Origin of the sequence: Dyella sp. (genome assembly GCF_036746095.1) — a bacterium.
Taxonomy (GTDB): Bacteria; Pseudomonadota; Gammaproteobacteria; order Xanthomonadales; family Rhodanobacteraceae; genus Dyella_B.
In genome coordinates, this window is the sequence record NZ_DAIOEU010000033.1 from 25,524 (window position 1) to 52,025 (window position 26,502).

Genomic DNA, 26,502 nt, shown 5'->3' on the forward strand with positions numbered 1-26,502 from the left:
GATCGCAAAACGACCTGATGAATCCCGTGAAAGCGCTGGACCTCGACGCCGTCAAAGCCTTCGTCTTCATCGCCGACCTGCAAAGCTTTACGCGCGCGGCGGAAGTGCTCGATACCACCCAGTCCGCACTCAGCCTGAAGCTGCGGCGCCTGGAAGACCAGCTTGGCCGCCGCTTGCTGGAACGCACGCCGCGCCAGGTGCGCTTGTCGGCCGAAGGCAGCATTTTTCTGGATGCGGCACGTTCACTGGTTGGCGCGCACGAACGCGCGATGGCCTCCTTCCAGGTCGAGCAGCGCCGGCTGACCATCGGCATCAGCCAGCTGATCGTCGGTAGCGAACTGCCGGCGCTATTGCGCCGCATGAACGAGCACGATCCTCATCTGCTGATCGAGATGCGCGTGGCGGGCTCGCGCGAGGTGATGCAGGCGTATGAAGAAGGTACTCTGGATGCTGCGCTGATTTTGCAGGCGGACAATCGCCGCCAGCAGGGCGAAACCATCTTCACCGAAAACTTCGCCTGGATTGGTGCGCCGAGCTGGACGCTTCGCCCTGGGCAGCCGCTACCGCTATCCACGCAAGGCGAGTCGTGCGGTATCCGCACCGCGGCAGTGCGCGCGCTGGACGAGGCGGGTATCGCATGGACGGAAGTATTCATCGGCAAGGGTGCCGCAGTCGTCGGCGCGGCAGCGGCTGCGGGCCTAGCGATTGCGGTGATGGCACGGCGTACCGCACCGAGCGGCACCATCGAGGTAGGCCATGCTTTATCGCTGCCTTCCTTGCCAACCCAGGAAGTCGTGCTGTATTCCGCGCTCAATGATCGACGCTCGCGCACTGCGTTGCGTACGTTGGCGGAGGCGTTCAAGAGCCTTTCGGCTTGATCGGATACCCGTGTGAGTGGCGGCGCTGAATCGCCGGATCTGGGCGTAAGTGCCCTATAACGACTTACCTGCGTGATCCGTATCGGGTGACAGCGGTGGGAATGCTATGTGGGAAGCGCCCGCGCCAGGACGTGGAATACACGGGCATCGGCGGATTGCGCGACGTTGAAGCGCAAATAGTCGCCCGCGCTCAATGACTGGCTGAAGGCGTTGCCCGGCGCCAGCACGACATTTTCTTGCAAGCATGCTCGCGCCAGGCTGGCGGCATCCATGCCGTCAGGCAGCCGGCACCAGAGAAACATGCCGGCCTGTGGCGTAAGCCATGGCGTGATGCCGATGGCTTTGAGCCGGCTGATGGTCTTGTCCATGTGTTCTGTGAGGCGCAGCCGCACGGTCTCCATGTGTTTGCGGTAGCCGCTGTCGGTCAATGCCCGCAGCACGATATCGGCAGCGAGTCGTCCGCCGCCAAAAACGGTGGCGATTTTCAGATCAGTGAGGCTTTCGATCCAATCGCTGCGTGCCGCGATGTAGCCGCAGCGCAGCGATGCCGAGATGGTCTTGGAAAAACTGCCGATATGGATCACGCGCGAGAGGCCATCGAAGGCCGCCAGTCTCGGTGCCGGCGCGATTTCGAAATCGGCGAAGATATCGTCTTCGATGATCACCAGGTCCGAGTGGTCGGCGAGCTTCAACAACCGGTGCGCCACGACCGGCGAAAGCACCGCGCCGGTTGGATTGTGGATGCCGGAGTTGGTGATGTAGAGCCGTGGCGAGTGTTCCTTCAGGGCTGCGGCGAATATCTGCAGATCGGGTCCGCTCGCCGTATAGGGGACGCCCACGACGTGCACGCGGTGCGCCTTGAGCAGTGCATGGAAATTGAAATAGCAGGGGTCGTCCACCAGCACGGTATCGCCCGGTTCCAGCAGGAAGCGGCAGATCAAGTCGATGGCCTGCGTGCCCGATTCGGTGAGCATGATCTGTTCGGGCGCAGCTTCGATGCCGAAGGTGGCCATTCGCCGGGAAAGAAACTGGCGCAGCGCCGGGTGGCCCAGGGGCGTGGCGTATTCGCTCAGTGCCAACGTATCGGCCCTTGCCAGCGCGCGCAGGGCTCGCCGCATGCCTTCCTCATACAGCCATGCGGCAGGCAGCCAACCGCATCCAGGTTTCAGCACCGACGCGTCCGTCTCCAACGATTGGCGCGAGACCCACAACGGATCGACTTCGCGGTCGAGCTTGGGACCGATCTCGGTCAACGTCAGCGGAGCGACCGGCCCCGCGACGTAAAACCCTGAGCCGGGACGGGCGGCGATGACGCCCTCGGCCGCCAGGCGCTCATACGCTTCAACCACCGTCGAGACCGAGAGCTGCATGGCTTGAGCCTGCGCGCGCACCGAAGGCAAGCGTGCGCCTGGCAGGTAGGCGCGGGAGGCGATCCGCGATTGGATTTCCGCCATCACCGCGCGGATGCGCGTGCCGTTCTGCTGCATGATTTTCCCTCAACCGTACTGGTTTTCTATCCATAACAGTTCTTTTTGATTGTATTTGGCTGTGCGTGGCCCGGCCAGCCACGCCGGTGCTCCACTTAACGCCGGCGATCAAAGGGGTTTCCCGATGGAAAAAACGAACGGCTGGGTCAACGGGTTCATCGGCGTGGCGATGTTTGCCGGATCGTTGCCGGCAACGCGCATGGCTGTGACCGATCTCAATCCGATATTCCTGACTTGCGCGCGGGCGACCATCGCGGCGTCGCTGGGCTTGGCATGGTTGCTACTGCTGCGCCAACGCCGGCCGAATATCGCCGACCTGCCTTCGCTCTCACTGACTGCTTTGGGGTGCGTGGTCGGCTATCCGTTGCTGAGCGCCTTGGCGTTGCAGCACGTCACGTCCGCCCATTCGATCGTCTTCGTCGGGCTGCTGCCGTTGTGCACGGCGATCTTTGCCGTGCTTCGCGGCGGGGAACGTCCGCAACCGGTGTTTTGGCTGTTCTCCATCCTCGGCAGCGCTTTTGTCGTCGGCTACGCGGCGTTGAATGGCATCCACGCTTCGCCTCTGGGCGACCTGTTGATGCTGGCTGCCGTGATCGTGTGCGGCCTGGGCTATGCGGAGGGCGCGCGCCTTTCCCGCCAGCTGGGCGGTTGGCAGGTCATCAGCTGGGCGTTGGTGTTGTCGTTGCCGGTCATGCTGCCGATGGGGTTGCTGAGCATGCCGCCATCGCTGGGCCATGTCAGGGCGCAGGCATGGGCCGGCCTTGCCTACGTTTCGCTCTTCAGCATGCTGATCGGTTTCGTGTTCTGGTATCGCGGCCTGGCGCAAGGCGGTATCGCCGCGGTGGGGCAGCTCCAGCTGTTTCAGCCTTTCATGGGGCTGGGTCTGGCCGCGCTGGTCCTGCACGAAAAAGTGAGCTGGATGATGTTGGCGGTGACGCTGGGCACGGTGGTGTGCGTTGCCGGTGCGAAGCATTACGCCAGGTGAAACTGTTTTTTGCCGGAATGATGATGCGCTCCGACACGGCATCGATGCAGGCTCAAGCCCGTGGCATGGCGCCAGGCGAGGGAATGGCGGCGAAGTGGCTGAGGATACGAAAAAGCCCGCGTTTTGCGGGCTTTTCTTCTTTCAGAGCCGTGCTGCGCTCCGAAACATATATTGGTACCGGTGATAGGACTTGAACCTACACTCTGTCGCCAGAAGCGGATTTTGAGTCCGCCGCGTCTACCATTCCGCCACACCGGCAAGTGCGAACGCCCATTATGCCGGTTTCAGTTCACCGGGTCGAGACTCAATTTGCGGTCCTGGCGTTCGTAGCAGCGGTCGCCGTCCTTGGGCTGGAACACGGCGCAGTGGGTCATGTTGCCGGAGTAGATGTGCAGGCTCACCGCGATGGCTTCGTCGCTGGGGTTGCGGATGGTGTGGTACTCGTGCGGCGGGATCAGGCTGCCGGCGGAGCCGGGGCCGGCCTGGATGGAGCCGACCGGCTGGAAGCGGTATGTATCGTCTTGTTCGCCGGTGGGGAGCTGCTCGTACTGCACCACTTCGAGCGCGCCGCTCCACACGCCTTCCACGCACCACATGCCGCAGTGGTCGTGGATGGGGGTGCCTTGGCCGGGGGCCCAGGTCATGGCCACCACGCAGTAGCCGAACTCGTCGCTGTGATAGAGCTCGCGGCGGGCATAGCGGTTTTCGGCGGTTTCGAATACGCAGGCGGGCAGGACGATTTCCTTGCTCTGGATCAACTTGCACAGGCTGTTGCGCAGGCTGTCGGTGATGGCGGGCGTGGAGCCCTTGGCGACAGCCGTGTCGATCGCCTGGATAAGTTTCCGACAGCCGGGGAATTCGGTGGTGAGCATCGAAGGTCTCGATAAATCTGGAAGGCTTGCACCCACGAACGCCTGGCTGTTGACGCTATCTTGAAGCTTCTCTGCTAGCCTTCCCGGACTAACAGGAAGGGGGAGCGTCCATGGGTGTGATGGTGATTGTAGCGTACCGTCCGAAACCGGGGTGCGCAGAGGATCTGGAGATCCTGGTTCGCGAGCACGTGCCGTGCCTGCGCACGCTGGGCCTGGTGACCGATCGGCCTGCACAGGCGATGCGCGGCCTCAATGGCATCATCGTGGAGGTGTTCGAGTGGAAGGATGGCGCCATCGAGGACGCCCACCGCACCGCTCGTGTGGTGGATCTATGGGAGCGCTTTGCCGCCGTTTGCGAGTACGTGCCGCTGCGCGAACTGCCGGAAGCGGAGAGGATGTTCGCCGAGTTCAGGTCGCTGGAATTCCCGGTTGAGGCGTAAATCCTCGCGCTTTTAGAGACGCGCGAGAAACCCGCCGATCGCACGGCTGTAATTCTCGATATCCACCAGGAAAGCATCGTGGCCTTGCGGCGAATCCAGGGCCACGAATTCCACCTTGGCGCCGGCCGCTTGCAGCCCTTCGGCGATCTGCTCCTGTTGTTCCAGCGGAAACAGGATGTCGGTGCTGACGCCGATCACCAGCGCCTGCTCGATGCGGATGCGCTTCAAGCCTTCCAGCACGCTGCCGTTGCCGTATTCGCTGATGTCGAACCAGTCGCTGGCGCGCGAAAGATAGAGATAGCTGTTTGGATCGAAGGTGCGCACGAAACGCCGGGCATGGCTTTCGAGGTAGGACTCCACCTGGAATTCAACGCCAAAAGGCTGGTCTTCGCGCTGCTCGGGATCGAGGCGGATGCGTGCGAAGCGGCCGTTCCATTCCATCGCGGAACGATAGGTGATCACGCCGAGCTTGCGCGCGATGCTCATGCCGATATCCGGATAGCGTTCGTCGTCGTAGCGGCCATCGCTCCAGTTGGCATCGAGCCGGATCGCTTCGCGTTGCAGCGAGCGGATGGCAATCGCGAACGGCTGCGCTTGCGGCGCGGTATCCACGCTGATGTGCGCGCGCACGCTATGGGGATGCAGCACCATGTAGCCCAGCGCGCTCATGCCGCCCATCGAGCAGCCGATCAGGCAGGCAAGTTGTTCAATGCCCAAGCCTTTGACCAACGCATGCGCGGCATTGGCCACGTCTTCCAGCGAGAGATCGGGAAAACGAAGGCGATAGGGTTCGCCGGTGGCAGGATCGATCGAAGCCGGGCAAGTGGAACCTTTATCGCTGCCCAGTGAATTCACGCAGATCACGAACCAGCGGTTGCTATCGATCGCCTTGCCTGGGCCGAGCATGCCCTCCCACCAGCCGTGCGAGGGATCCTGTGCGTTGGCAGCGGCGTGCGCGCTTGGGGACAGGCCGGTGAGGATCAGTACGGCGTTGTCGCGCGCGGCATTCAATTGGCCCCAGGTTTCGTAGGCGATGCGCGCGCCGTGCAGGCTGCCGCCGCGTTTCATGGCGAACGGGGAGGGCAGGTCGAAGTATTGGCGTGCGTCGCTCATGGCAGGGCCTTGCTCAATATGCAGTTTCACTATGTCAGGCATGACCGAACTCGCCTTGTCGTCATTCCGGCGGAGGCCGGAATCCAGTTCAAATATGCGTCCGAAGGACACTGAATCAGGTTTCGAAGTGCTACGCACGGGTATTAAAACTGGATTAACCAGCTTTGCTGTTGTACAGCACCTCGGCCTGCGCCGGAATGACGATGAGGAAATCGCACATCACCGCAATGCATATACCCCTGCTCGCGGCAGCGGATAGCATCCATGCACGATCCTCAATCATGCACTTTGTCGATGACGATATTCACCGGCGCCTTGCTATCCACGTCGACCGTACCGCCATTGCCTTCCAGATCCCCGGCCTGAGCCATCGCATTGCCGCTATGGCTGATGCGCGCGCCAATCACCACGCGCGGCACGGAAGACAGCTTCATCGACGGCATCATGCTCATCGCATCGGTGAGCGTGACGGTGGTGGGCAATTGGCTGGCTTGGAGCCGGGCGACGGCCACCGGCATGGGCGGCCCGTTTTCCGCGCGGGCGTAGACGAACAACGTGTCGCCAGCGGCGAGCCTGGTTTTGAGCGCCGGCGCCAGGCTCACTTTTACTTGCACGGCCGCTGCGGAAGGCGCGGGTGCCGCCGCGCTCGAGGCGCCGGCCGGTGCGCCACTGCGCGCATCCGCCAGGGCAATCTGCTGCGCAACCGCCTGTGCCACGTTGGAACCCGGCTGCAGCATCGGCTGCAGGGTGCGCCAGGTCGATGCGGCCTCGGCAAAGCGGCCTTGCTGGAAATCGCTGATGCCCAGCAGCCACAGTCCGCGCTGGTTATCGGGCTCGAGCTTTACCGCTTGCTCCAGCAATGCACGCGCGCGATCGCCGATATGGTGATCGGGGCTGGCGGCCGATTCGGCCTGTGCCCAGCCGACCATGGCGGTGGTGTTGTCCGGCTTCAGTTTCAGCACCTTGTCGTAGGCATCACGCGCCTGGTCCGGTTGCTGCATTTCCATATCGGCCTGCGCCAGCAGCAGCCAGCCTTGTATGTCGTTCGGCTGCGAAGCAAGGTGGGCGCGTAGTTCGTCCAGCGCCTTGTTGACGTCGGTGACGGTCTGCGCCTGGGTGGCAACACCATTCAGCGCCACCGGCGTGCCGACTTGTTGATACAGCAGCGCCGCACCGATCGGCACCACCAGCGCGATGCACAGCATCAGCACGAACAGGCTGCGCGGACGGCCGGCTTGCCGTCCATGCCGCAGCAGCGGCAGCAACAGCAAGGCGAGCGCCACAGCGATCATCACTGCGGCGGCAATGTAGAAAAGCGATTTCACCAATCGTCCCCGTTATCGGTCGGTGCGGATGCAGTCTGCGCAGTAATTCGGCTGCGCTTGCGGATGGTGTTGACCACGACCATGCCGCCAGCGATCAGTATCAGCAGCGGGCCGAACCACAGCAGCCAGGTGCGTTGATTGACCGGCGGATCGTAGAGCACGAAGTCGGAATAGCGGTCCACCAAGTATTGCTTGATCTGCGCGTTGCTCTTGCCCTGTTGCATCAGCTCAAACACCTTGTGGCGGATGTCGCGGGCGAAGTCGGCGTTGGAGTCGGCGAGGTTTTCATCCTGGCAGACCAGGCAGCGCAGTTCGCTGGTGAGGTGTTGGAAGCGCAGTTCTTCGGCGTGGTCGCGGAAGGGGAGTGGGTCGATGGCTTGGGCGGTGGCGGTGTTGGCGATAACTGCCAACACCAGTACGACAAGGATACTGATGCACACCCTCGTCACCCCGGCGAAGGCCGGGGCGCGGCGCCTTGCAGGTCGAGCAAAGTCGCTGGGCCCCGGCGTTCGCCGGGGTGACGGGTGTGTTGAGGCCGCATGTTGCACGGAGCTCATGGCGCCTCCTTGCGCAACGCCTCGATGGCCGGCTTCAACTGCTGCGCGATCACATCCGGCGTCAATGGGCCGATGCGCTTATAGCGAATCACGCCCTTGCCATCGATCAAAAACGTTTCCGGCGCGCCATATACACCGAAGTCGATCGCCGTGTGGCCACTTGTATCGGCAACCACCATGTCGTACGGGTTGCCGTGCTGCGCCAGCCACGCCTTTGCGTCATTGGGATCGTCCTTGTAGTCGTAGCCTATGACCGGCACGCCGAAGTTCTTGGACTCGGCCATCAGCACCGGATGCTCTTCGCCGCAGGCAAAACACCAGCTGGCGAATACGTTCACCAGATACGGTTTGCCCAGCATCGAATCCTTGCTCACCGTCCTGGCCGGCTCATCCAGCATCGGCAAGGCGAACGCCGGTGCCGGTTTGTTGATCAGTGGCGACGGCACGGCGGTAGGGTCGTGCGCACTGTTCCACCAGATGCCAAAGCCGAGCAACGCCGCCAGCAACACGAACGCGAAGAACGGCAGCAGCCGGCTCATGCCTGTGATTCCTGCAGCTTGGTGGCAATCGTCTCCGCAACTTCCACTTCGCGTTTCACGCGGAAGCGGCGGTCGGCGGCGCTGACAAAACCACCCAGCATCATGAACAGGCCGCCGCCCCAGATCCAGCGCACGAACGGCTTGGTATACAACCGCAAAGCCCACGCACCCTCTACATGGTTTGGATCCATCGGTTCACCCAATGCCACGTAGATGTCGCGGGTGATGCCTGGGTCGATCGCGGAGGTGGTTTGCACCTGTTCGTGCGCATAAGTGCGTTTCTGCGGGTGCATCACCGCCACTGGCGAACCGTTGCGCGTCACGGTCACCACGCCTTGCTGCGCGGTCCAGTTGGGGCCGGTGGCTTGCGTTACGCCGTCAAAGCGAAATTCATAGCCGCCGATGCTGGCGACTTGTCCCGGCGACAGGCGCACGTCGCGCGTCACGCTCAGTGATTCGGACAACAGCACGCCGATCAGGAACACCGCCACGCCGAAGTGCGCCAGCAACATGCCGGCCATTTCGGCGGGATAGCGGCGTCCGCTCGGCATATCGCGCCAGCGCTTGAGGATGTACAGCACCACGCCCACGCCAACCCACACCGCACTGGCCACGCCGGCGATCGCTTTCAGCTGGCCCTGCACCAGGAACGCTGCGATCACAGCGCACGCGATGGCGCCGATGCCTGCACGCACCAGCACTTGCTTGAGTACCGGCGCTTCGCTGTTGCCCCAGCGCAAATACGGACCGAACGGCAACAACAGCACCACCGGCAGCATCAGCAAAGGGAACAGCAAGCCGAAGTAGGGCGGCCCAACCGAAATCTTGCCCAGGTTCAACGCATCGCCCAGCAGCGGGAACAGCGTGCCGAGCATCACCATCGCCGCGGCCACGGTGAACATCAGGTTGCCGACCAGGATCGCGCTTTCGCGCGAGACCAAGGCAAACGCCTTGCCACCCGCCACTTTCGGGGCGCGCAGCGCATACAGCAGCAACGAGCCGCCGACGACCACGGCAAGGAAACAGAGAATGAAGGTGCCGCGGCGCGGATCGGAGGCAAACGCATGCACCGATGTGAGAATGCCCGAGCGCACCAGGAACGTGCCCAGCAACGACAGCGAGAACGCGAACAGCGATAGCAAAATAGTCCATGCACGCAGCGAGCCGCGTTTCTCCGTCACCGCTTGCGCATGGATCAGCGCCACGCCCACCAGCCATGGCATGAAACTGGCATTCTCCACCGGATCCCAGAACCACCAGCCGCCCCAGCCCAATTCCGCATACGCCCACCAGCTGCCGGCGACGATGCCGCAGGAAAGAAAACCCCAAGCAGCATTCGTCCACGGCCGCGCCCAGCGCACCCAGCTTTGTTCCATCGAGCCGCCAAGCAAGGCGGCAATGGAAAACGCGAACGCGACCGAGAAACCGACGTAACCCATGTACAGCACGGGCGGATGAAACGTCATGCCCGGGTCCTGCAACACCGGGTTGAGGTCCGCGCCATCGGGCGGCATCGGCAGCAGGCGTGCGAACGGATTGGAGGTAAACAGGATGAAGCAGAGGAAACCGGTCGAGATGATGCCCAGCACGCCGAGCACGCGCGCCAGGAATGCATCCGGCAGGCGACGGCTCAATAGCGCGAGCGCGACGGTCCACACGTTGAGGATCAATACCCACAGCAACATCGAACCTTCGTGCGCGCCCCACACCGCCGCGATGCGGTAATACCACGGCAGTTGCAGGTTGGAATTGTCGGCCACGTATTGCACTGAAAAATCAAAGCGCAGGAATGCCGCCACCAGAATCGCGAATGCTAGCGCCACGAACACCGCTTGCCCGGTCGCCGCCGGACGCGCCACCGCCATCAACGCACGGTTGCCGCGCCACGCGCCGATCAGCGGCAACACGCTTTGCGCCAGGGCGAGAAGCAACGCAAGAATGAGTGCAAGCTGGCCGAGTTCGGGAGTCATAGCTGCTGCTTGTCCTGGTTGGCGGCTTCGTCGATGTGCTTGCCGGCATGTGCCTTGGCCATCGCATCCTTCAGCTCTTTCGGCATGTAGGTTTCGTCGTGCTTGGCCAGCACTTCGGTCGCGATGAAGCGTGCGCCATCCATATGGCCGGTGGCGATTACCGATTGGTTCTCGCGGAACAGGTCGGGCAGGATGCCGTTGTACTCCACCGGCATCGCACCGCTTGCATCGACGACGGTGAAGGTGACTTTCAGCGAATCGTTGCTGCGCTGGATCGAACCGGCCTTGACCATGCCGCCGAGGCGGAAGGATTTGTAGGAGGTAGCTTCACCTGCCTGCACCTGGCTCGGCGTGAACAGGTAATTCATATTCTGCTGCAGCGCGTAGACCACCAAGGCTGCGGACACGATCACGGCCGCGAGGATGGCGAGGATGATGGTGAGTCGGCGTTGACGCGTGGGATTCATGGATACGTTCAAGTTGAAGCGGCAGAAGGTCGGTTCGCGCGTTCTTTACGCGCGTCCTGCCGCGCCATGCGTGCGCGCAATTCACGCAACAAGCGGCGGCGGCGAAGCCGCGGTGCGAACCAGTCGACCAGCAGCACGATGAAAAACACGCCATAGGCCGGCCACACATAGATCGCATACCCGCCCATGGCCAGAAACGATTGCAACGATGCGGCATTCATCCGCGCACCTCGTTCTCGGCAATCTGCCGCACCCAGTCCTTGCCGCCTTCCAGCGACAGCAAGTCCGCGCGCACGCGACTGCACAGGCTGGCGACGTAATACAACTTGGTGGCGACCATCATGGTGAGCAGCGGCCACAGCATCGACGGCGCGATGGTGGAAGGCCCCAGCAGCTTGATGGTGGAGCCTTGATGCAAGGTGTTCCACCAGTTCACCGAGAAATGCACGATCGGCACGTTGACGATGCCGATCAACGCGAGAAACGCCGCGGTGCGAGCGCCTTGGCGGCGATCCTCGAACGAGTGGTACAGCGCGATCACGCCCAGGTACAGAAACAGCAGCACCAGTTCGGACGTAAGCCGCGCATCCCATGTCCACCACGTGCCCCACATGCGGATGCCCCACAGCGAGCCGGTTACGAGGGTGATGAAGGTAAAGGCGGCGCCGATCGGCGCGGAAGCCATCGCCACCACTTCGGCCAGCTTGATGCGCCACACCAGCGCGATGAAGGCGGCAATGCCCATGACGCCGTAGATAAACAGGCCCATCCAGGCACAGGGCACGTGGATGAAGATGATGCGGTAGTCATCGCCTTGCTGGTAATCCGGCGGCGCCAGCACCAAACCGCCGTACAACGCGACGAAGCCGAGTATCAATGCGAGGGAAATGGCCCATGGTCGCAGCGTGCCGGCGAAACGGTAGAACACCGGCGGCGAGCTGAGCTTGTGCAACCACAGAGGGATCCAGTTGGCCATCAGGAGCCTCCCTCCTGTCGATGCGTAGCCCGTGTTGTGTCTGAGCGGCCGTCAGGTGGTAGCGCGTGGCGCAGCGCCAGGCTGGCCGTCTGGTCAAGCCGCGCGCTACCGCATGGCGGCCGCTCAGGCGCAACCCGAAGGGCTGAATCTGTTTGCCCACCTGCTCGCGTCATTGCTCGCTCATGCATAGATATACGTTCACCCATCACTTTAATCTTGCGTGCAAACAGATTCAGCACGGGCCACGCAGCGGCAGGGGGGAGGCTCCTCATGAATCCAGTGCGATGCGGAGGGCTGCAGCGCAAGCGAGTGGAGCCAGCACCGCGGCCAGGACGAGCGCCGCGCCCAGCCATGCGATGGGGGCGATCCACGGCAGCCCTTCCTGGGCGGCTGCCAGTGCGCCTGCGGCGAAGATCACCACCGGCACGCAGAGCGGCAGCAGCATCAAGGCCAGCAGCATACCAGAGCGCCGCGTGCCGGCCGTCAGCGCCACCAGGATGCCGCCCAGCAGGCTCAGCAGCGGCGTGGCGAGCAGCAACGCGGCGATCAGCACGGGCATCACGATGGCAGGTAGATGCAGCATGCTCGCAAGCATGGGCGCCACCACGATCAATGGCAGGGCGGTGGCCAGCCAATGCGCAAAAATTTTCGTGCCCAGCATCGGCGCCAGCGGTTGCGGAGCCAGCATCAGCTGTTCCAGCGAACCGTCTTCGATATCGCTGCGGAACATCGCATCCAGCGCCAGCAACATGGCCAGCAGGACCGTCACCAGCACCACGCCGCCGGCGATACGCTTGAGCAAGGCGCTTTCCGGGCCGAGCGCAAAAGGAAACAACGAGGTGACGATCAGCGCATACAGCACGGGCAGCACCATGTCGCCGCGCTGGCGCCAGGCCAGCGTGAGGTCGCGGCGAAGCACTGCCATGCAAGCGTGAGCAAGGCCGGGACGCTGGGAAGAGTCTGCTTTCATGCCCCAAGCACCTCGCATTGCGCCTGACTGACCGCCCTGCGGCAGCGCGAGGCTTGACCAGAGGGCCAGTCCGGCGCCGCGCCACGCGCTGTCACCTGGTGGCTACTCAGATGCAATGCGAGGCACCTGGAACATGAAAGCCGACTCTTAACCATGCAAACGAATCCGCTGCGGCTCGCCGCCATGGAACTGCACGGCGCCGTGGCTGGTGACCAGTGCCGCACCGCCGTGCGCGATATGCGCTTCCAGCAGTGCGTCCACCAGTTCGATGCCGGTGCGGTCCAGGTTGGCGTAGGGTTCGTCCAGCAGCCATAGCGCGGCGGGAATCAGCAGCAAACGCGCCAGTGCCACGCGCTTCTTCTGGCCGGCGGAAAGTTTGCGTATGGGTTCATCCTCAAATCCGGTCAATCCAACTTGCGTGAGTGCGCCTTCGATGCCGCTCTGGTTGCGGTGGCCGTGCAGGCCGATGGTGAAGGCCAGATTCTCGCGTGCGCTCAGTTCCGCTTTCAGGCCGAGCTGATGGCCGAGAAACACCACCTCGCCGCTGCAACGGTCCCAGGTGAGCGGCTCGCCGCGCCACAGCAGCTCACCTTCTTCTGGGCGCAGCAAACCGGTGAGGATGCGCATCAGGGTGGTCTTGCCGCTGCCGTTGTCTCCTTCGATCAGCATCAGTTCGCCGGCGTGGAGATGGAAATCCAGCGGGCCGAAGACGGGTTCGTCCTGGCGGTGGAAGGCGAGGGCGCGGGCTTCGAGTAGCGGAGAGTGGGAAGTCATCACCGGCATTGTGCGGACGGCCTATCCGGCTTGTCCACGCGGCGGCTCGCCGCTGGTCAGGCGCAGGCGTGCGTAGCCTTCAGCCAGGCCGTGGACATAGGCGTTTTGCTGGAATTGCTGCGCCAGTGCATCCATCTCTGCTAGCTCCGGGCCCACGACGAAAAAGCTGGGTTCGCGCCAATCCTGGCCGACGCCGATGGCGGGATGGATGGCCGCCGTGGAAGGGAGCTTCTGCAGGGCCGCGAGCAGGCTTTGTTGCGCAGCATGGTTCTGCTCGCGCGGCCGGCGTTGCGAAAAAGGGTTCCATGCCGTGATAAAGGCCCACCTGCGCGGGCCGACCAGGGCGCGCAACGCCGCGGGCACGGGCGCGTCGACGTGTAGGGATGCAAAACTGCCACGCGCCAGGCGCACGCGGTAATCCGTATTGCGATAGGCGGCGATCAGCCCGCTATCCATGACGCAAGGGTGGCAACGGTGGCAGGGTGGCTCGCAGGGCGCTGACGGCGGCGTCCAGCGCGATGTTTTCGACATCGGTGGAGCCGCGCAGCAATTGTTCCAGCAACACGTCCTGGGCGCGCCCGCGCTCGTACGCATAGGCGTAAGGCAGGTGCGTAAAGGTGACCATGCGGTAGCGCGCCATGAAATAGTGCGGCGCACGCTCGGCCAGCCGCGCGCCGAGTTCCCGTTTGGCGAGATAGCGCGGGTCGGCGACCGAATCGCGCATCTCGATGTAGTTCTCCAGTGCCATCGCTGCGATGGCATCGGCGTTCGGTTTGCGGATGCGCTGGAACTCGGCAAAAGCATCGGCGGTGTCGCGGCCAGCTTCGGCGAGCAGATCCGCCAGCACCACCGTATCTTCGAACCCGCAATTCATGCCCTGGCCGTGGAACGGCACGATGGCGTGCGCGGCATCGCCGATCAGCAGGGCGCGGCCGTCGATATGCCAGCGGTCGAGATAGAGCGTGGACAGGCTGCCGACCGGATGCGCATCGTAGTCCTCGGCAAAGTTAGGCAGCAACGGCAGCAGGTCGGGGAAGTCCTCGCGGAAGAATGCGCTGGCTGCGGCGGCATCCGGCAGGGTGTCGAAACTGGGATGCGGACCATGCGCGGGCAGGAACAGCGTGACGGTGAAGCTGCCTTCGGTGTTCGGCAGCGCGATGCACATGTAGCCACCGCGCGGCCAGATGTGCAGGGCATGCGGTTCGATCGCGAAGCGGTTGGCGCCGGTGGCCGGTGGAATCTCCAGTTCCTTGTAGCCGTGGCCCAGGGGTTCGACGCGTTGCCCGAGCGGGAGGTAATCGTTCATGGCTACACGTAGTGCGGAGCCTGCACCGTCGGCGCCGATCAGCACGGATGCATCGTGCTGGCGTTGTGTACTGGTTTCATCAGCCAGCGTGATGCGCTGCGCGTCGAGATCGACGGCGGCAAGGCCTTGCCCGAAGTGGAACGTCGCACCCGCTGCTTCCGCCGCATCCAGCAACAGCATGTTGAGTCCGCCGCGCGAGACTGACCAGATCACTTCGCTATCGTCGACGCCGTAGCGCTGCAGGCCGGAGGTGCCTTGCAGCGGATGCACCATACGACCGCGCATCATCACCGCGTGTTGCAACACGTCATCGGCGAGACCCGCGGTACGCAATGCCTGCAAGCCGCGCTCGGCGAGCGCGAGGTTGATCGAGCGTCCGCCGACGAAGCCGGCGCGGCGCGGGTCGGGTCGTTTTTCGAAGACTTCAACGGCAAAGCCGCGCCGGGCCAGTAGCTGGGCCAGCAAGGCTCCGACGAGGCCGCCGCCAATCAGAGTGATGGTTTGTTGCGTCATGCTGCACGCCGTGAATGGGAACGCAACAATGTTCCGCAACTGGGCGTTGACTGCAAGGGTGAGCTGAACTTCTCCCCTCTCTCAAGGGGAGAGGGGCTTACCTCAACGCACGTCTCGAGTTTTCAGAAACTCATGAAATAGCCGCCATTCACCGGCAGGTTGGCGCCGGTGATATAGCCGGCATCATCGGCGGTAAGAAATACGACGGCACGGGCGATATCCCCCGGCGTGCCGAGCCTGCCCACCGGAATGTCGGAGATGATTTGTTGCCGGATCTCGTGCGGCACCGCGGCCACCATCGGCGTATCGCAATAACCGGGCGATACCGTGTTCACCGTAACGCCCTTGCGCGCCGTCTCCCGCGCCAGCGCCATGCTGAAACCGTGCACGCCGGCCTTGGCGGCCGAGTAATTGGTCTGCCCGAACTGGCCGGTCTGGCCATTTACGGAACTGAGGTTGACGATGCGGCCGAAACCTCGCGCAGTCATGCCCTCGACGACCTGGCGGCAGGTGTTGAACACGCCATCGAGATTCACGCGCATCAGTTCATGCCATTGCTGCGGATCCATCTTGCGCAAGCTGGTGTCGCGGGTGATCCCGGCGGCATTCACCAGGATATCGACGTGGCCGATGTTGCGTTCGACATGCTCGACGAGCGATCCGCAGGCTTTGAAGTCGCTGACGTCGCAGGGTTCGAAGCGGATGGCGCCGTGCAAGTCGGAAATACGTTCGCGGAACGCCTCGATGCGATCGCTGCGCGTGGCCAGATCGACGGCGATGACGGCACGGCCGGCTTGGGCAAGTTGCAGGCAGATTTCCGTGCCGATCCCGCCGATGCCCCCGGTTACCAAAGCGATGCGCGGGGTGGAGTGTGACGAGGTCATGACAGGTGTCTCTTAACGCATGCCGCGCGGCAGCACGTGTTGTGCTGCAGCGGTGTGGCGTGCCCGAGTAACGCGATCAGGGTTTCTTGGTGGTGGTGCCGCGTCCGGCCTGGCCCGGCGGGGTGTTGGCCTGGCTGGCGGCATCCATGAAGCCGCGTTGCATGTTCTTCCAGGCGTCCAGGTTGCGTTCCGTCAGATCGTTCAACAGCGCCCACGGGGTTTGCCCCATCATGCTGTTGAGCTGGCTGCGGAACTGCTGCTGCTGGTCGAGGAACACTTGCAGGCTGCGCTCCAGGTACGGCCCCATGAATCCCTGCAGGGAATCGCCGTAGAAGCGGATGATCTGGCTCAGGAGCTGGGGCGACAGCATCGGCTGGCCCTTTTCTTCGTGCTCGGAGATGATCTGCAGCAGCACGGAGCGGGTCAGGTCCTCGCCGCTTTTGGCGTCGCGGACTTCGAAGGTTTCACCATCCAGAACCAGCTGACGGACTTCTTCCAGTGTGATGTAGCTGGAGATCTCCGTATCGTAGAGCCGACGGTTCGGGTACTTCTTGATGATGCGGATAGTTTGTGCCATGCACACAAACTAACAGAAGGTATTGCGTCGCACCAGTCAGGGTTCGCCTTTTTATGCTGCACGATCGGGTGCAGCAATCAGTGGCCCGCAGCGCCGCCGCCCGCACTGCCGAACGGCGGACGGGCAAACCAGAGCACGGGCAGCAATACGATAAAGAGAATGGCGCACCCGTAAAAAATGTCGTTAACAGCCAGGGTATACCCTTCACGGTTGATGATTTGATCGATATAACCGACACGTTGCGCCGCTCCCAATCCCATCTGCGAAAGTTGCTGGAGATAATGTGCGGCACCGGGCTGAGCGGGATTAACGTACTCGGTAAGGCTGGCGTGATGGGAAATGGCCCGATGCTGCCACAGCGTCACCATGACTGCGGTCGAAACGCTCGAGCCCAGCGTGCGGAAGAAATTGGACAACCCCGAGGCGCTGGCGATCTCCGAGGCAGGCAGGCCGGAGAGGTAGATCTGGTTGAGCGGGATGAAAAAGCAGGGAATGGCCAGCCCCATCACGAAGCGCGGCACCACCAGGGTGGCAAAGGATGCCGCACTGTCGAAGGTGGAAAACCAGTACGAGGTAAACGCGAATACGATGAACGCGATGCTCACCAGTAAACGCAGATCGACCTTGTCCATGTTGCGGCCAACGATCGGCGACAGCAGGAATGCCAGCACGCCCACCGGCGCCGCGGCCAAACCTGCCCAGGTGGCGGTATAGCCCAGCGTGGTTTGCAGCCACAGCGGAAATACCACGTTGATGCCGAAGAAGGCGAACATGCCCAGCGACAGGCTGAGCACGCCCACCGTGAAATTGCGTTCCTTGAACAGCGTGAGATCGATCACCGGGTGCTTGGCGTGGATTTCCCACACCACCAGGAAGGTGAGACACACGAGTGCGATCAGTCCCAGCGTAAGGATCAGTGGCGAGGCGAACCAGTCGTGATCATTGCCGTTGTCCAGCATGAACTGCAGACATCCCACGCCTGCCACCAGCAGCACCAGTCCCACCACGTCGATCGGCGCCTTGGTGGTTTTAGTCTCGCGCTTGTGCAGCAGTGTCCAGGTGATGATCGCCGCCAGGACGCCCACCGGCAGGTTGATGTAGAAAATCCACGGCCAGGAGAAATTGTCGGTAATCCAGCCGCCGAGGATCGGGCCGAAGATCGGTGCCACCACCACGGTCATCGCCCACATCGCCAAGGCGACGCCCTGTTTTTCTTTCGGGTAGCTCGACAGCAACAAGGTCAGCGAGAGCGCCACCATCGGGCCCGAGCCCGCGCCTTGCATCAAGCGGCCGAATACCAGCATCGGCATGGTGGTGGAAAAGCCACAAAACATCGAAAACAGCACGAACAACATGACCGACGTGACGAAGGTGCGCACTTCGCCAAAGCGTCGCGCCACCCAGCCAGTGAGCGGCTGCATGATGGCGCTGGCCAGCGAGTAGGAACTGATCGCCCAGGTACCTTCGTTCGGGCTCACCGCCAGGCTGCCGGCAATATGCGGCACGGAAACATTGACGATGGTCATGTCCAGCACCTCCATGAAGGTGCTGAAGGCGACGGCGATGGTCAGCAGGACCAGCGGCGTGCCATGCAGCGGTTTCAGCGGTGCGGCGTTGTCGGGTGTGGCAGCCATGATGGCCTCGCGATCTTGCTTTGCTGGCCGTCATGCCCGCTTATGCGGAAACAACGGCAGATGGGTTGCGAAAGTGAGCGCAGGGAACCTGCGTCACTCACCAAGATTGGCGCGAATGATCTTTTCTGCTTCCGCATCGGCCTGCGCGGCGACCTGGTCGTACACGGAGGTTTCCGCCGGCGGCTGCGCGGGCGCAGAAGCCAGCTCGGGGCCTTTGTCGTTGCTGATATCGACCGTTACGTCGGTCGAAAGGCCAACGCGCAACGGATGCTTGTCCAGCTCGTCATTGTTGAGCGCAATGCGCACCGGCACGCGCTGCACCACCTTGATCCAGTTGCCGGTCGCGTTCTGTGCCGGCAACAGCGAGAACACGCTGCCGGTGCCGGCACCCAGGCCAATCACCTTGCCGTGGTATTCGATGCCGCCGCCGTACAGGTCTGTCGTGACCTTGACCGGCTGGCCAATGCGAATGTGGCGCAGCTGGTTTTCCTTGAAGTTCGCGTCGATCCATAAATCGTGCAGCGGCACGATGGTCATCAATTGCTGGCCGGGCGAGATGCTTGCACCCAACTGCACGCTGCGCTGTGCCACGTAGCCGCTGACGGGCGCGACGATGGTGTTGCGCTGCGCGGCGATCCAGGCGGCGCGGAAGTTTGCGCGCGCCTGCATCACGGCCGGGTTGTTGGCGATGTCGGTACCTGCCACGGCGGCGCGCGCCGATTGCGCCTGCGCCTTCGCGGCATTCAATGCGGCTCGTGCCTGCGCCACGCTGTCACGCATGTGCTGCACGATTTCGGGCGATTCGGCTTGCGCGGCCACCAGTGGCAGATGGCGCTTCAGATCAGCCTCGGCCTTGCGCAGATCGACTTCGCGCGCAGCCACCGTCGCATCTGCTCCGTTGACCGAATCGTTTTGCTGGCGAACCTGGCGCACCGCTTGGGCCAATGCGCTGCTGTTCTGGCGCAAACGCACGTCGGCGTCGGTGGGGTCCAGTTTCACCAGCACCTGTCCGGCCGTCACGTGCTGCGTGTCATCGGTGAGGATGGCGATCACGGTACCGGGCACCTGCGAGGAGAGCGCGACCTGGTTGCCGCCCACGTACGCGTTGTCGGTGCTTTCGCGTGTTGAAAATACGAAGAACCACAGCAGGAACCACGTCAATCCCGCAAGCACGAAAATCGCACCCACGATCAACAGCGCGCGGCTGCGCTTGGCGGGATTCTTCGCGGCCAGGCCGCTGTCATTGGCGTCCGTGGAGAGAACGGACTCGGAGGCGCTCATGGTCGGGGGGCTCCTGCGGGATTCGAAATGGGGGAGGAAGCGGCGGCGGATTGCGCTGCCTTGTTGTCGGAGTAGGAACGGTAGCCACCGCCTAGCGCCTTGATCAGCGCCAGATCGGTGGTGAGCGCCTGGGCCTGCAGGCTGATGGCCTGGTCACGCTGCTGCAGCAACAGTGCTTCGGCGTTGAGACTTTGGCGTGCATCCTGCGTGCCGTGCGCGGTACGCGCCTGCGCGTTGGCGAGCAGTGCTTGATTGGCCTTGATCTGCGCATCCTGTTTTTCGCGACGCGCGGCAATCTGTTGTGCGGTGACGGCTTGCGTGGCGACGTCGCGCGCGGCATCCGTTACTGCCACGTTGTAATCCGCAATGGCGGCATCGAGCTCGGCGCGGCTGGCACCGTAATTCGCCTTCAGCCGTCCGCCTTCGAAGATCGGCAGGTGCACCGCCGGTGTGATGCCGAACACGCGGCTGCCGGCCGTGAACAAATTGCCCAGATCGCCCTTGCTGCCGGTGGTGAGGCCACCGAAACTCGGCGCGCCCTGGTCCGTACTGGAAAGGCCGGCCATCGCCTTGATGCTGAAATCAGGGAAAAATTGCGCGCGTGCGACATCGATCTGTTTCAACGCGGCTTCCACGCGCCAGCGGCTGGCGGCAATCTCGGGGCGGCGGGCGATCAAGTCCAGGTGCGCATCATCGGGAATCGCGCCCTCCAGTTCCGGCAACGCGCGTGCTCCAAGCGGCGGCAACTGAGCCGGCGATACGTTCACCAACGCGGCGAGCACCACTTTGCGCAGTTGGATCGAGCCCTCCAGCGTGGCCTGCATCTGTTGCGTACTGGCAAGCTGCGCGCGCGCCTGTTGCACGGTATCGGGCAGATCCACCCCTTGTCGTACGCGCAGTTCGGCGATGTGCAGCAGGCGCTGTTGCACACCGACGGCTTGCTGATTGAGCGCTAGGCGGCTTTCATCGGCCAGCAAGCCGAAATAGGCATCCGCCACCGCGTTTTGAATAGAAAGTATGGCCGCGCTGCGCTCCGCCTCGGCGGCATGCGCCTGATCAAGCGCGGATTCGATCGCGTTGCGCTTCTTGCCCCACCAATCGAAATCGTATTCGAGCTGCACGCTCAGGTCGGCCTGGTTGTACCAGTTGAAACCGAGCAGCGAGGGAGGAATCAGGCCATGGTCGCTCATGCGCTGGCGCGTGAGCTGGCCATTGGCGTCGATGGTAAGGCCGGCCTGCGCGGCGGCAACGCGCACCGATTGCTCGGCGGTTTTCACGCGCGTCCGTGCTTGTTCCAGATCAGGCGACTGCTTCATGACCAGCGCCATCACCTGGTCCAATTGCGGATCGTTGTACACGCGCCACCATTCGGCAGCCGGCCATTCGGCGCCTGCCTTGGTGGGCAAACCGGCCAGTGGTACGTCATCGCGCAGGGCAGGGTGCTGCACTTTGGCCGGGATATGGCAACCGGCGAGGGCCATTGCCGCCATCAGCGCCAGGGGACGGAGCCGTGCGTACGGAAAGGATGAGGCGTTCATGGCGAATCACCCGCTGCGTGTTCGAGTTGGCTGAGGTTGTTTGCCAGCTTGCGCAGCAGGCGGTTCAAGGTGCTGCGCTCGCTGTTGGTGAACCCATCGAAAAGCAGCTTCAGGCGCGGAAGCATGCTAGGCAGCATCTTCTGCACGAAGCGCTTGCCGGCTGGCGTGATTTTCATGACGACACGACGGCGGTCTTCTTCGCTGGGGCCGCGCGTGATGAGGCCGCGTTTTACCAGCGCGTTGGCAATGCGTGTCATGTTGGTGACGCCCAGCGAGGTGAACAGGCAGACCTCGCCTGGCGTGGACGTACCGTCCGGATGTGCAAACAGGGCGATCAGCGTGCGGAATTCGCTGTCGTTGAGCTTGTGCGGACGCAGCTTGTGCTCAAGCTCCGCCTGCAGGCGCTCGGCGATCAGCAGCATCATCCGGCAAAGTCCGACATCCGCCGGTACTTCGGGAATGGCCCTGCGTACCCCTGCGATCCCCTCATCCATGCACTTGATTTTGTCGCTCAGAAACATTTCATCGGTGCATATTTCACTGGTGAAATAAAATGATGAGGCGTAGGGCGGTACTTGGCAAGTGCTGGCGTAAATGGGTTGGGCAATGGCAGCCGAGCCCCCGGCATGGCATGCAGGTTGCCCGGACCGGTGAGGATGCGGTCAGGCGAGGGCGAACAGCCGCTTTACGTTCGCAGTCGTCGCAGCCGCGATGGCTTGGGGTTCTTGGCCACGCAAGGCAGCAATGCACTGCAAGACTTCGGCAACGCGTGCCGGCTCGTTGCGCTGGCCGCGGTGTGTCGATAACGGCTGATCCGGCGCGTCGCTTTCCAACATCAAATATTCGATCGGCATATGAGCGACGATGCGCCGTAAGCGTTGCGCGCGTTCGTAAGTGACAGGGCCGCCGATGCCAATATGAAAACCAAGCTTCCACAACTGTTCGGCTTGTTGTTGGCTGCCGGCAAAGCTATGCACCACGCCACGCAAGCCGCCGATGCGGCGCAGAGCAGCGGTTACTTCGTCCATCGCGGCGCGCGCATGCAGAATTACGGGAAGATCGAATTCGCGGGCAAGATTCAGTTGCTGCAAAAAATAGTGGCGCTGGTCTTCTGCATCCAGGCCTTCAGCGTGGAAATCAAGGCCGACTTCTCCAACCGCAACGGGCTGCTGTGTCGCCAGCCAATGCGACAGCGTTGCGAGATGTTCCGGTCGGTGCTGATCCATGAACATCGGGTGCATGCCGTAAGCCGGGAAAAGGCCGCTGCCGGAAGTGCATAACGCCTGGATGCGCGGCCAGCTGGCCGCATCGACGCCCGGGATGATTTGCACCGTTACACCCGCTTGCAGGGCGCGCTCCACGACGGCGTTGCGATCGCTGTCGAACGAAACGTCATCCAGGTGTACGTGGCTGTCGGCAAGCGTAAGCATGGCGGTCATGATGCGTTATCTTGGGGCTGTTCTGATAGGTTTGAAGCGGTCTGGCGTCATTCAGCGTATGGGCGCTTCAATGCGCCACATCAAGTCTCGCCGGGCGGCGCGCTTGCGCACATCAACATATACAGGAGGTCGTTGTGAAAAGCAGATCGTCCAAATTCGGAGCGGTGGCCGCGGTGCTGATCGCCGTGGCGGCGTTGTCGGGCTGCCAGACGCAGCCAACCACGTACCAGACGACCTACGGCTATCGCGGTTGCCAGAACTGCGGCGTGGTGCAGCAAGTCCAGCAGATCTATATCCAGCAGCAAGGCAGCAATAACAGCGGCCTGGGCACGGTGATCGGTGCGGTGGCCGGTGGCTTGCTGGGTAGCACCATCGGCCACGGGCGCGGCAATACGGCGGCCATCGTCGGCGGCGCGGTGGTAGGCGGCGTGGTGGGGAACAAGGTGGGGCAGGCGAACAGCCAACCGGCGGGTACGACGCCGGCGTGGCAGATCGTAGTGCGCATGGACAATGGGCAGTACGCCACGGTCACTCAGGTTCCGAGTCCCGGTGTGCGTCCTGGCGATTACGTCGTGATCAGCAACAACCAGGTTTATCCACGTTGATCGCTTTCAAATAGACGTCTGGACGTCCAAATAAAAGGCCCTCTTGCGAGGGCCTTTTTCGTGGTTTTCGTCGGTATCAGTTGATCGAGTAGAACTTGTGATCGCCGATCGTGATGGCGCGTTGATTACGTGACCAGTTCGGTGCTACCGAGACAGTGGCGAAGTGGTCCGCGTGGGGAACGAAGAGGTGGCGCTCGTCGACGGGAAGGCCCCAGTTCTGGATCGACTTGCCGGCGATGTCCCAGGCTTTCTGGAATGCGACGACGTTGTCGATCTCTTGATTGGGCGACGTCGTCGATAGCGCGAACTGATGCGGCGCCTTGACGACGTCACACACCGTATCACCCCACTGGCCGCGTTCGCGCCGGCGCATGGCGACTTCCGCCACGGCCATTTGGCCTACCGTCGACTGGCTACGTGCTTCCAGATAGACGGTGGTCGCCAGACAAGTCTGGTCTGCGAGCGGTTGGGGCAGTACGGACATCAGCCACAACAACATGGAAAGTTTCATATCTGCCTCCAGCTTGCAGTACGTACGGGCGCACATACGCGCCAGGACGCCGTTGCGGTGGACGGGCGGGCAGGCCGTTCCACCTGGATATATCGCTTGCGCCGAAACTTGAGGCACAAACGGATGTTGACCGCTGTAACGCGGTGGAATCGATCGACATGTCCGATGTCGATCGGGAAATCATCTGGCTCAACGCTGCGTGCACTAAGTGGTTGAGTGCAGCGTGTTCGCGCATACGGCGAGTTGTACTCCGGCGTCTTTTTGCCGGGTCGCGCCGATCCGGACCCCTCCGGTTCGTCGCGTATGTCGGCACCCTGCGGGCTGGTGGATGCCGGAAAAAGTTTGGCGGAATCTAGTGGGCCGCGCTTGTCTTTGCAAGTGCTGGCGCAGCGAGATTCACAGTACGCTCACCATCCTGGCACAGCAAGCATGATGTAAACGTCAAGCCGGCCAAGTAGTTAGCAAGCGTATGTCAATGCCATCATCACTGAGCAGATGTTCATGCTGTTGTCCAAACTGTTCCGCTGTTTCGTCAGTCATGACAGCCAGTGCTTCTACCTGTTCGCCGTGCGCGATGATGACATTGAGTAAGCGCATGAATTCGCGATTGTCGCGTTGAAGCAGAGTGCCATCTTCCACGTGTTTCGACAGTGCAACATGATGCAGATGACGTTTGTTGCCGCCGCGATAGTGCAGGCGCGCAACGATTTCCTGGCCTGGATAACAACCTTTATCGATGGCGACAGCACCAAGACGATGCAGCGACAAAGCAGGTGGAAGCAGTTCGTTCAACGCGCTATCGGGAAGCCATGCCCAACCTTCGCGCAATTGTTGTAATTGCCATGCATCCTCGTTCTGCACGTTCGCACCGAACAGCATGCTGTGCGTTCCGCATCCTAAACGAATGACATCATCTTGCATGTCGACGCTGTACAACGGCGTAGCGGAACTGCCTGCAAGCAATCCTTCTGCTACGGAAAGTTTGACGCGCGAACGAAATACGAAACGGCGCAAGTTTTCAATAAAACCGGCTGCGTCGCCGCCACGCAGGATCACCAGCAAGCGCTCATCGCCGATGCGCGCAAGATGAAACATATTGCGCACGCGTCCTTGTGCGTCGAGCCAGCTGCTGAGTTGCCAGCGCTGATTGTCCAGCGCGGTGACCTGGCTGGTGAACTGGCTGTGTGCGAACGCGATGGCGTCGGGGCCTTCGATGAATATGGCGTGGGCGGTGTGAGATGTCGGCATGCGCGGTGGAGTGGGGGTGGCACAGGCTTGATGCAAGAGGTGCGGCAGTGCCCATCTTGCCTGCCTGCATCGCCCGGCGTCTGGCGTCAACTGGTTGTGCCGCTATGCGGCAAGTATTACGCTTTTGGCGATACGAACATGCCCGACACGTCCTCCAAGCCCGCCACGCCGAACGAACCCGCCAAGAAAGAGCGGGCCGCAACGCCCGTTTCGCCCGTGCCGGGCAAGGAACAAAACGAGCGGCCGGCGCCGGATCCCACGCGCTACGGCGATTGGGAAAAGAACGGGCGCTGCATCGATTTCTGATGCCGTTGCGCCATTCGCGCCACGATATGGATGTCAGCGCGATGCACAGGCAAGGGGAGCGGTGACGGGCATCAGCGATTCCACCCCAGGATAGCCGCCATGGCAGAGACGCAACGACCGCTTTCACCACATCTACAGATATATAAGTGGCAAGTGCAGATGGTGACCTCCATCCTGCATCGTGCCACCGGCATCGCCCTGTCCGTGGGCGCTTTGATCTTCGTGTGGTGGCTGGTTGCCCTGGCTGCCGGCGAAGACGCCTTCAACCAGTTCAAGACCTGCATGGGCAGCCCCGTCGGCATCATCCTGCTGATCGGCTGGACCTGGTCATTCTTCTATCACCTGTGCAACGGCATCCGCCACCTGGTGCAGGACGCGGGCGCGGGCTACGCCATCGTCCAGTTCGTGCGTTCCAGCTGGGCCTCGGTGATCGTCAGCTTGCTGCTTACGCTTATTGTTGTCGGTTACGCGCTGTCTGCCGGGGGTGCCGCATGAGTGCGAATGCGAAAGATCTGCGCCATCCGCTGAAGCGGGCACGCGGCCTGGGTTCGGCCCAGTTCGGCGTAAGCCACTGGTGGACCCAGCGCACCACCGCCACGGCGCTGGTGGTGCTCGGGCTATGGTTCGTCGTGCTGGTGCTGGGCCACCTGCACAGCGATTACGCCACCGTGCGCGCGGTGGTGGCCAAGCCCTGGAACGCGGTGCTGCTGATTGCTTTCCTGGTCACCATGTTCTGGCATGCCGTGCTCGGTTTGCAGGTGGTCGTGGAGGACTACGTGCATACCCACTGGAAGGAAATCTTCCTGATGGTGGCCATCAAGTTTGTTGCCGTGTTGAGCGTGCTGGCTGGCACGCTGGCCGTGCTGCGCATCGCACTGGGAGCCTGAGCTCGATGGAAGCCTACAAAATTCAGCAGCACAAATATGACGTGATCGTGGTGGGCGCCGGCGGCGCCGGCCTGCGCGCCACGTTCGGCCTGGCCGAGAAAGGCCTGAAGGCCGCCTGCATCACCAAGGTGTTCCCGACCCGTTCGCACACGGTGGCCGCGCAGGGCGGTATCGCCGCGGCGCTGGGCAACATGGGCGAGGACGACTGGCGCTTCCACTTCTACGACACCATCAAGGGGTCGGATTGGCTAGGTGACCAGGATGCGATCGAGTACATGTGCCGCGAGGCCATCCCTTCGATCCTGGAGCTGGAACACTACGGCGTACCGTTCTCGCGCACCGAGAATGGCCGCATCTATCAGCGTCCGTTCGGCGGCATGACCACGCATTACGGCAAGGGCACCGCGCAGCGCACCTGCG

32 protein-coding genes and 1 tRNA gene are annotated in these 26,502 nt (G+C 62.5%); 9 read left to right on the forward strand and 24 right to left on the reverse strand.

Features of this window, described 5'->3' with window-relative positions:
- The first annotated feature begins 17 nt into the window (after positions 1–17).
- Positions 18–878, forward strand: a complete 861-nt coding sequence (locus tag V7M64_RS13755; protein ID WP_333679801.1) for a LysR family transcriptional regulator — start codon at positions 18–20, stop codon at positions 876–878.
- A 104-nt stretch (positions 879–982) separates the two neighbouring features.
- Here V7M64_RS13755 and V7M64_RS13760 read toward each other — a convergent pair whose 3' ends face one another.
- Positions 983–2,365: a PLP-dependent aminotransferase family protein gene (locus V7M64_RS13760; protein WP_333679802.1), complete on the reverse strand. Its 1,383-nt coding sequence runs from the start codon at positions 2,363–2,365 to the stop codon at positions 983–985.
- A gap of 124 nt (positions 2,366–2,489) precedes the next feature.
- Here V7M64_RS13760 and V7M64_RS13765 point away from each other — a divergent pair, with 124 nt between their 5' ends.
- Together V7M64_RS13765 and V7M64_RS13770 are read left to right on the forward strand one after the other, a co-directional pair.
- Positions 2,490–3,350, forward strand: a complete 861-nt coding sequence (locus tag V7M64_RS13765; RefSeq protein ID WP_333679803.1) for a DMT family transporter — start codon at positions 2,490–2,492, stop codon at positions 3,348–3,350.
- Positions 3,347–3,544 (forward strand): hypothetical protein, encoded by a 198-nt coding sequence (locus tag V7M64_RS13770; protein ID WP_333679804.1) that lies wholly within the window; start codon positions 3,347–3,349, stop codon positions 3,542–3,544. The genes V7M64_RS13765 and V7M64_RS13770 overlap by 4 nt, the downstream gene beginning before the upstream one ends.
- On the opposite strand, the gene V7M64_RS13775 is transcribed toward V7M64_RS13770, so the two are convergent.
- Positions 3,523–3,608: transfer RNA gene (locus V7M64_RS13775), tRNA-Leu, on the reverse strand. The two genes, V7M64_RS13770 and V7M64_RS13775, sit on opposite strands and share 22 nt — an antisense overlap.
- 26 nt (positions 3,609–3,634) lie before the next feature.
- Positions 3,635–4,222: a cysteine dioxygenase family protein gene (locus tag V7M64_RS13780; protein ID WP_333679805.1), complete on the reverse strand. Its 588-nt coding sequence runs from the start codon at positions 4,220–4,222 to the stop codon at positions 3,635–3,637.
- A 110-nt stretch (positions 4,223–4,332) separates the two neighbouring features.
- Here V7M64_RS13780 and V7M64_RS13785 point away from each other — a divergent pair, with 110 nt between their 5' ends.
- Positions 4,333–4,662, forward strand: a complete 330-nt coding sequence (locus V7M64_RS13785; RefSeq protein ID WP_333679807.1) for a hypothetical protein — start codon at positions 4,333–4,335, stop codon at positions 4,660–4,662.
- Positions 4,663–4,674: 12 nt separating this feature from the next.
- Here V7M64_RS13785 and V7M64_RS13790 read toward each other — a convergent pair whose 3' ends face one another.
- The 19 genes from V7M64_RS13790 to V7M64_RS13880 all read right to left on the reverse strand — a co-directional run bounded on the left by V7M64_RS13790 (position 4,675) and on the right by V7M64_RS13880 (position 22,516).
- Positions 4,675–5,775 carry a homoserine O-acetyltransferase gene (locus V7M64_RS13790; RefSeq protein WP_333679808.1) on the reverse strand — a complete coding sequence of 367 codons (1,101 nt, stop codon included), beginning with the start codon at positions 5,773–5,775 and terminating at the stop codon, positions 4,675–4,677.
- A gap of 275 nt (positions 5,776–6,050) precedes the next feature.
- Complete coding sequence (locus V7M64_RS13795) at positions 6,051–7,100, reverse strand: tetratricopeptide repeat protein (RefSeq protein ID WP_333679809.1); 1,050 nt, start codon at positions 7,098–7,100, stop codon at positions 6,051–6,053.
- A complete protein-coding gene (locus V7M64_RS13800) occupies positions 7,097–7,534 on the reverse strand; it encodes a cytochrome c-type biogenesis protein (RefSeq protein ID WP_333679845.1) in 438 nt (145 codons plus the stop codon). The genes V7M64_RS13795 and V7M64_RS13800 overlap by 4 nt, the downstream gene beginning before the upstream one ends.
- A 119-nt stretch (positions 7,535–7,653) precedes the next feature.
- Positions 7,654–8,196: a DsbE family thiol:disulfide interchange protein gene (locus tag V7M64_RS13805; protein ID WP_333679810.1), complete on the reverse strand. Its 543-nt coding sequence runs from the start codon at positions 8,194–8,196 to the stop codon at positions 7,654–7,656.
- Entirely contained in the window at positions 8,193–10,166 is a 1,974-nt protein-coding gene (locus V7M64_RS13810) for a heme lyase CcmF/NrfE family subunit (protein WP_333679812.1), read from the reverse strand. The genes V7M64_RS13805 and V7M64_RS13810 overlap by 4 nt, the downstream gene beginning before the upstream one ends.
- Positions 10,163–10,633 carry a cytochrome c maturation protein CcmE gene (ccmE, locus tag V7M64_RS13815; RefSeq protein WP_333679813.1) on the reverse strand — a complete coding sequence of 157 codons (471 nt, stop codon included), beginning with the start codon at positions 10,631–10,633 and terminating at the stop codon, positions 10,163–10,165. Before ccmE ends, V7M64_RS13810 begins: the two co-directional genes overlap by 4 nt.
- An 8-nt stretch (positions 10,634–10,641) precedes the next feature.
- The gene (gene ccmD, locus V7M64_RS13820; RefSeq protein WP_333679814.1) at positions 10,642–10,854 is read right to left on the reverse strand and encodes a heme exporter protein CcmD; all 213 of its coding nucleotides are present in this window, start codon (positions 10,852–10,854) and stop codon (positions 10,642–10,644) included.
- Positions 10,851–11,609 carry a heme ABC transporter permease gene (locus tag V7M64_RS13825; protein ID WP_333679815.1) on the reverse strand — a complete coding sequence of 253 codons (759 nt, stop codon included), beginning with the start codon at positions 11,607–11,609 and terminating at the stop codon, positions 10,851–10,853. Before V7M64_RS13825 ends, ccmD begins: the two co-directional genes overlap by 4 nt.
- A 268-nt stretch (positions 11,610–11,877) precedes the next feature.
- Positions 11,878–12,579 carry a heme exporter protein CcmB gene (gene ccmB / locus V7M64_RS13830; RefSeq protein ID WP_333679816.1) on the reverse strand — a complete coding sequence of 234 codons (702 nt, stop codon included), beginning with the start codon at positions 12,577–12,579 and terminating at the stop codon, positions 11,878–11,880.
- A 147-nt stretch (positions 12,580–12,726) separates the two neighbouring features.
- Positions 12,727–13,353, reverse strand: a complete 627-nt coding sequence (gene ccmA, locus V7M64_RS13835; RefSeq protein WP_333679818.1) for a cytochrome c biogenesis heme-transporting ATPase CcmA — start codon at positions 13,351–13,353, stop codon at positions 12,727–12,729.
- A 21-nt stretch (positions 13,354–13,374) separates the two neighbouring features.
- Positions 13,375–13,809 carry a DUF3293 domain-containing protein gene (locus tag V7M64_RS13840; RefSeq protein ID WP_333679820.1) on the reverse strand — a complete coding sequence of 145 codons (435 nt, stop codon included), beginning with the start codon at positions 13,807–13,809 and terminating at the stop codon, positions 13,375–13,377.
- Entirely contained in the window at positions 13,802–15,172 is a 1,371-nt protein-coding gene (locus tag V7M64_RS13845) for an NAD(P)/FAD-dependent oxidoreductase (protein ID WP_333679821.1), read from the reverse strand. The genes V7M64_RS13840 and V7M64_RS13845 overlap by 8 nt, the downstream gene beginning before the upstream one ends.
- Before the next feature lie 122 nt (positions 15,173–15,294).
- Positions 15,295–16,056 carry an acetoacetyl-CoA reductase gene (gene phbB / locus V7M64_RS13850; RefSeq protein WP_333679822.1) on the reverse strand — a complete coding sequence of 254 codons (762 nt, stop codon included), beginning with the start codon at positions 16,054–16,056 and terminating at the stop codon, positions 15,295–15,297.
- A 76-nt stretch (positions 16,057–16,132) separates the two neighbouring features.
- Positions 16,133–16,633, reverse strand: a complete 501-nt coding sequence (gene phaR, locus V7M64_RS13855; protein WP_333679823.1) for a polyhydroxyalkanoate synthesis repressor PhaR — start codon at positions 16,631–16,633, stop codon at positions 16,133–16,135.
- A 77-nt stretch (positions 16,634–16,710) separates the two neighbouring features.
- Positions 16,711–18,267, reverse strand: a complete 1,557-nt coding sequence (locus V7M64_RS13860; protein WP_333679825.1) for a DHA2 family efflux MFS transporter permease subunit — start codon at positions 18,265–18,267, stop codon at positions 16,711–16,713.
- Positions 18,268–18,360: 93 nt separating this feature from the next.
- Complete coding sequence (locus tag V7M64_RS13865) at positions 18,361–19,548, reverse strand: efflux RND transporter periplasmic adaptor subunit (RefSeq protein ID WP_333679826.1); 1,188 nt, start codon at positions 19,546–19,548, stop codon at positions 18,361–18,363.
- Positions 19,545–21,086, reverse strand: a complete 1,542-nt coding sequence (locus V7M64_RS13870) for an efflux transporter outer membrane subunit (protein ID WP_333679827.1) — start codon at positions 21,084–21,086, stop codon at positions 19,545–19,547. The genes V7M64_RS13865 and V7M64_RS13870 overlap by 4 nt, the downstream gene beginning before the upstream one ends.
- Positions 21,083–21,511 (reverse strand): MarR family transcriptional regulator, encoded by a 429-nt coding sequence (locus tag V7M64_RS13875; RefSeq protein ID WP_333679829.1) that lies wholly within the window; start codon positions 21,509–21,511, stop codon positions 21,083–21,085. Before V7M64_RS13875 ends, V7M64_RS13870 begins: the two co-directional genes overlap by 4 nt.
- A 237-nt stretch (positions 21,512–21,748) precedes the next feature.
- The gene (locus tag V7M64_RS13880) at positions 21,749–22,516 is read right to left on the reverse strand and encodes a TatD family hydrolase (protein WP_333679846.1); all 768 of its coding nucleotides are present in this window, start codon (positions 22,514–22,516) and stop codon (positions 21,749–21,751) included.
- Positions 22,517–22,659: 143 nt separating this feature from the next.
- Between V7M64_RS13880 and V7M64_RS13885 the strand changes: the two genes are divergently transcribed.
- Positions 22,660–23,130 (forward strand): glycine zipper 2TM domain-containing protein, encoded by a 471-nt coding sequence (locus tag V7M64_RS13885; RefSeq protein ID WP_333679831.1) that lies wholly within the window; start codon positions 22,660–22,662, stop codon positions 23,128–23,130.
- Positions 23,131–23,206: 76 nt separating this feature from the next.
- On the opposite strand, the gene V7M64_RS13890 is transcribed toward V7M64_RS13885, so the two are convergent.
- Both V7M64_RS13890 and V7M64_RS13895 read right to left on the reverse strand, forming a co-directional pair.
- Positions 23,207–23,641 carry a cell wall hydrolase gene (locus V7M64_RS13890; RefSeq protein ID WP_333679832.1) on the reverse strand — a complete coding sequence of 145 codons (435 nt, stop codon included), beginning with the start codon at positions 23,639–23,641 and terminating at the stop codon, positions 23,207–23,209.
- Between the two features lie 441 nt (positions 23,642–24,082).
- On the reverse strand, positions 24,083–24,889 hold the full coding sequence (locus V7M64_RS13895) for a folate-binding protein (protein ID WP_333679833.1): 807 nt from the start codon (positions 24,887–24,889) through the stop codon (positions 24,083–24,085).
- Positions 24,890–25,027: 138 nt separating this feature from the next.
- Here V7M64_RS13895 and V7M64_RS13900 point away from each other — a divergent pair, with 138 nt between their 5' ends.
- The 4 genes from V7M64_RS13900 to V7M64_RS13915 all read left to right on the forward strand — a co-directional run.
- On the forward strand, positions 25,028–25,195 hold the full coding sequence (locus V7M64_RS13900; RefSeq protein WP_324148332.1) for a DUF1674 domain-containing protein: 168 nt from the start codon (positions 25,028–25,030) through the stop codon (positions 25,193–25,195).
- A 99-nt stretch (positions 25,196–25,294) separates the two neighbouring features.
- The gene (gene sdhC / locus V7M64_RS13905) at positions 25,295–25,690 is read left to right on the forward strand and encodes a succinate dehydrogenase, cytochrome b556 subunit (protein ID WP_333679836.1); all 396 of its coding nucleotides are present in this window, start codon (positions 25,295–25,297) and stop codon (positions 25,688–25,690) included.
- Positions 25,687–26,082: a succinate dehydrogenase, hydrophobic membrane anchor protein gene (gene sdhD / locus V7M64_RS13910; protein WP_333679838.1), complete on the forward strand. Its 396-nt coding sequence runs from the start codon at positions 25,687–25,689 to the stop codon at positions 26,080–26,082. Before sdhC ends, sdhD begins: the two co-directional genes overlap by 4 nt.
- Before the next feature lie 5 nt (positions 26,083–26,087).
- Positions 26,088–26,502, forward strand: a 415-nt coding sequence (locus V7M64_RS13915; protein ID WP_333679840.1) for an FAD-binding protein, incomplete at its 3' end; no start/stop codon positions are given.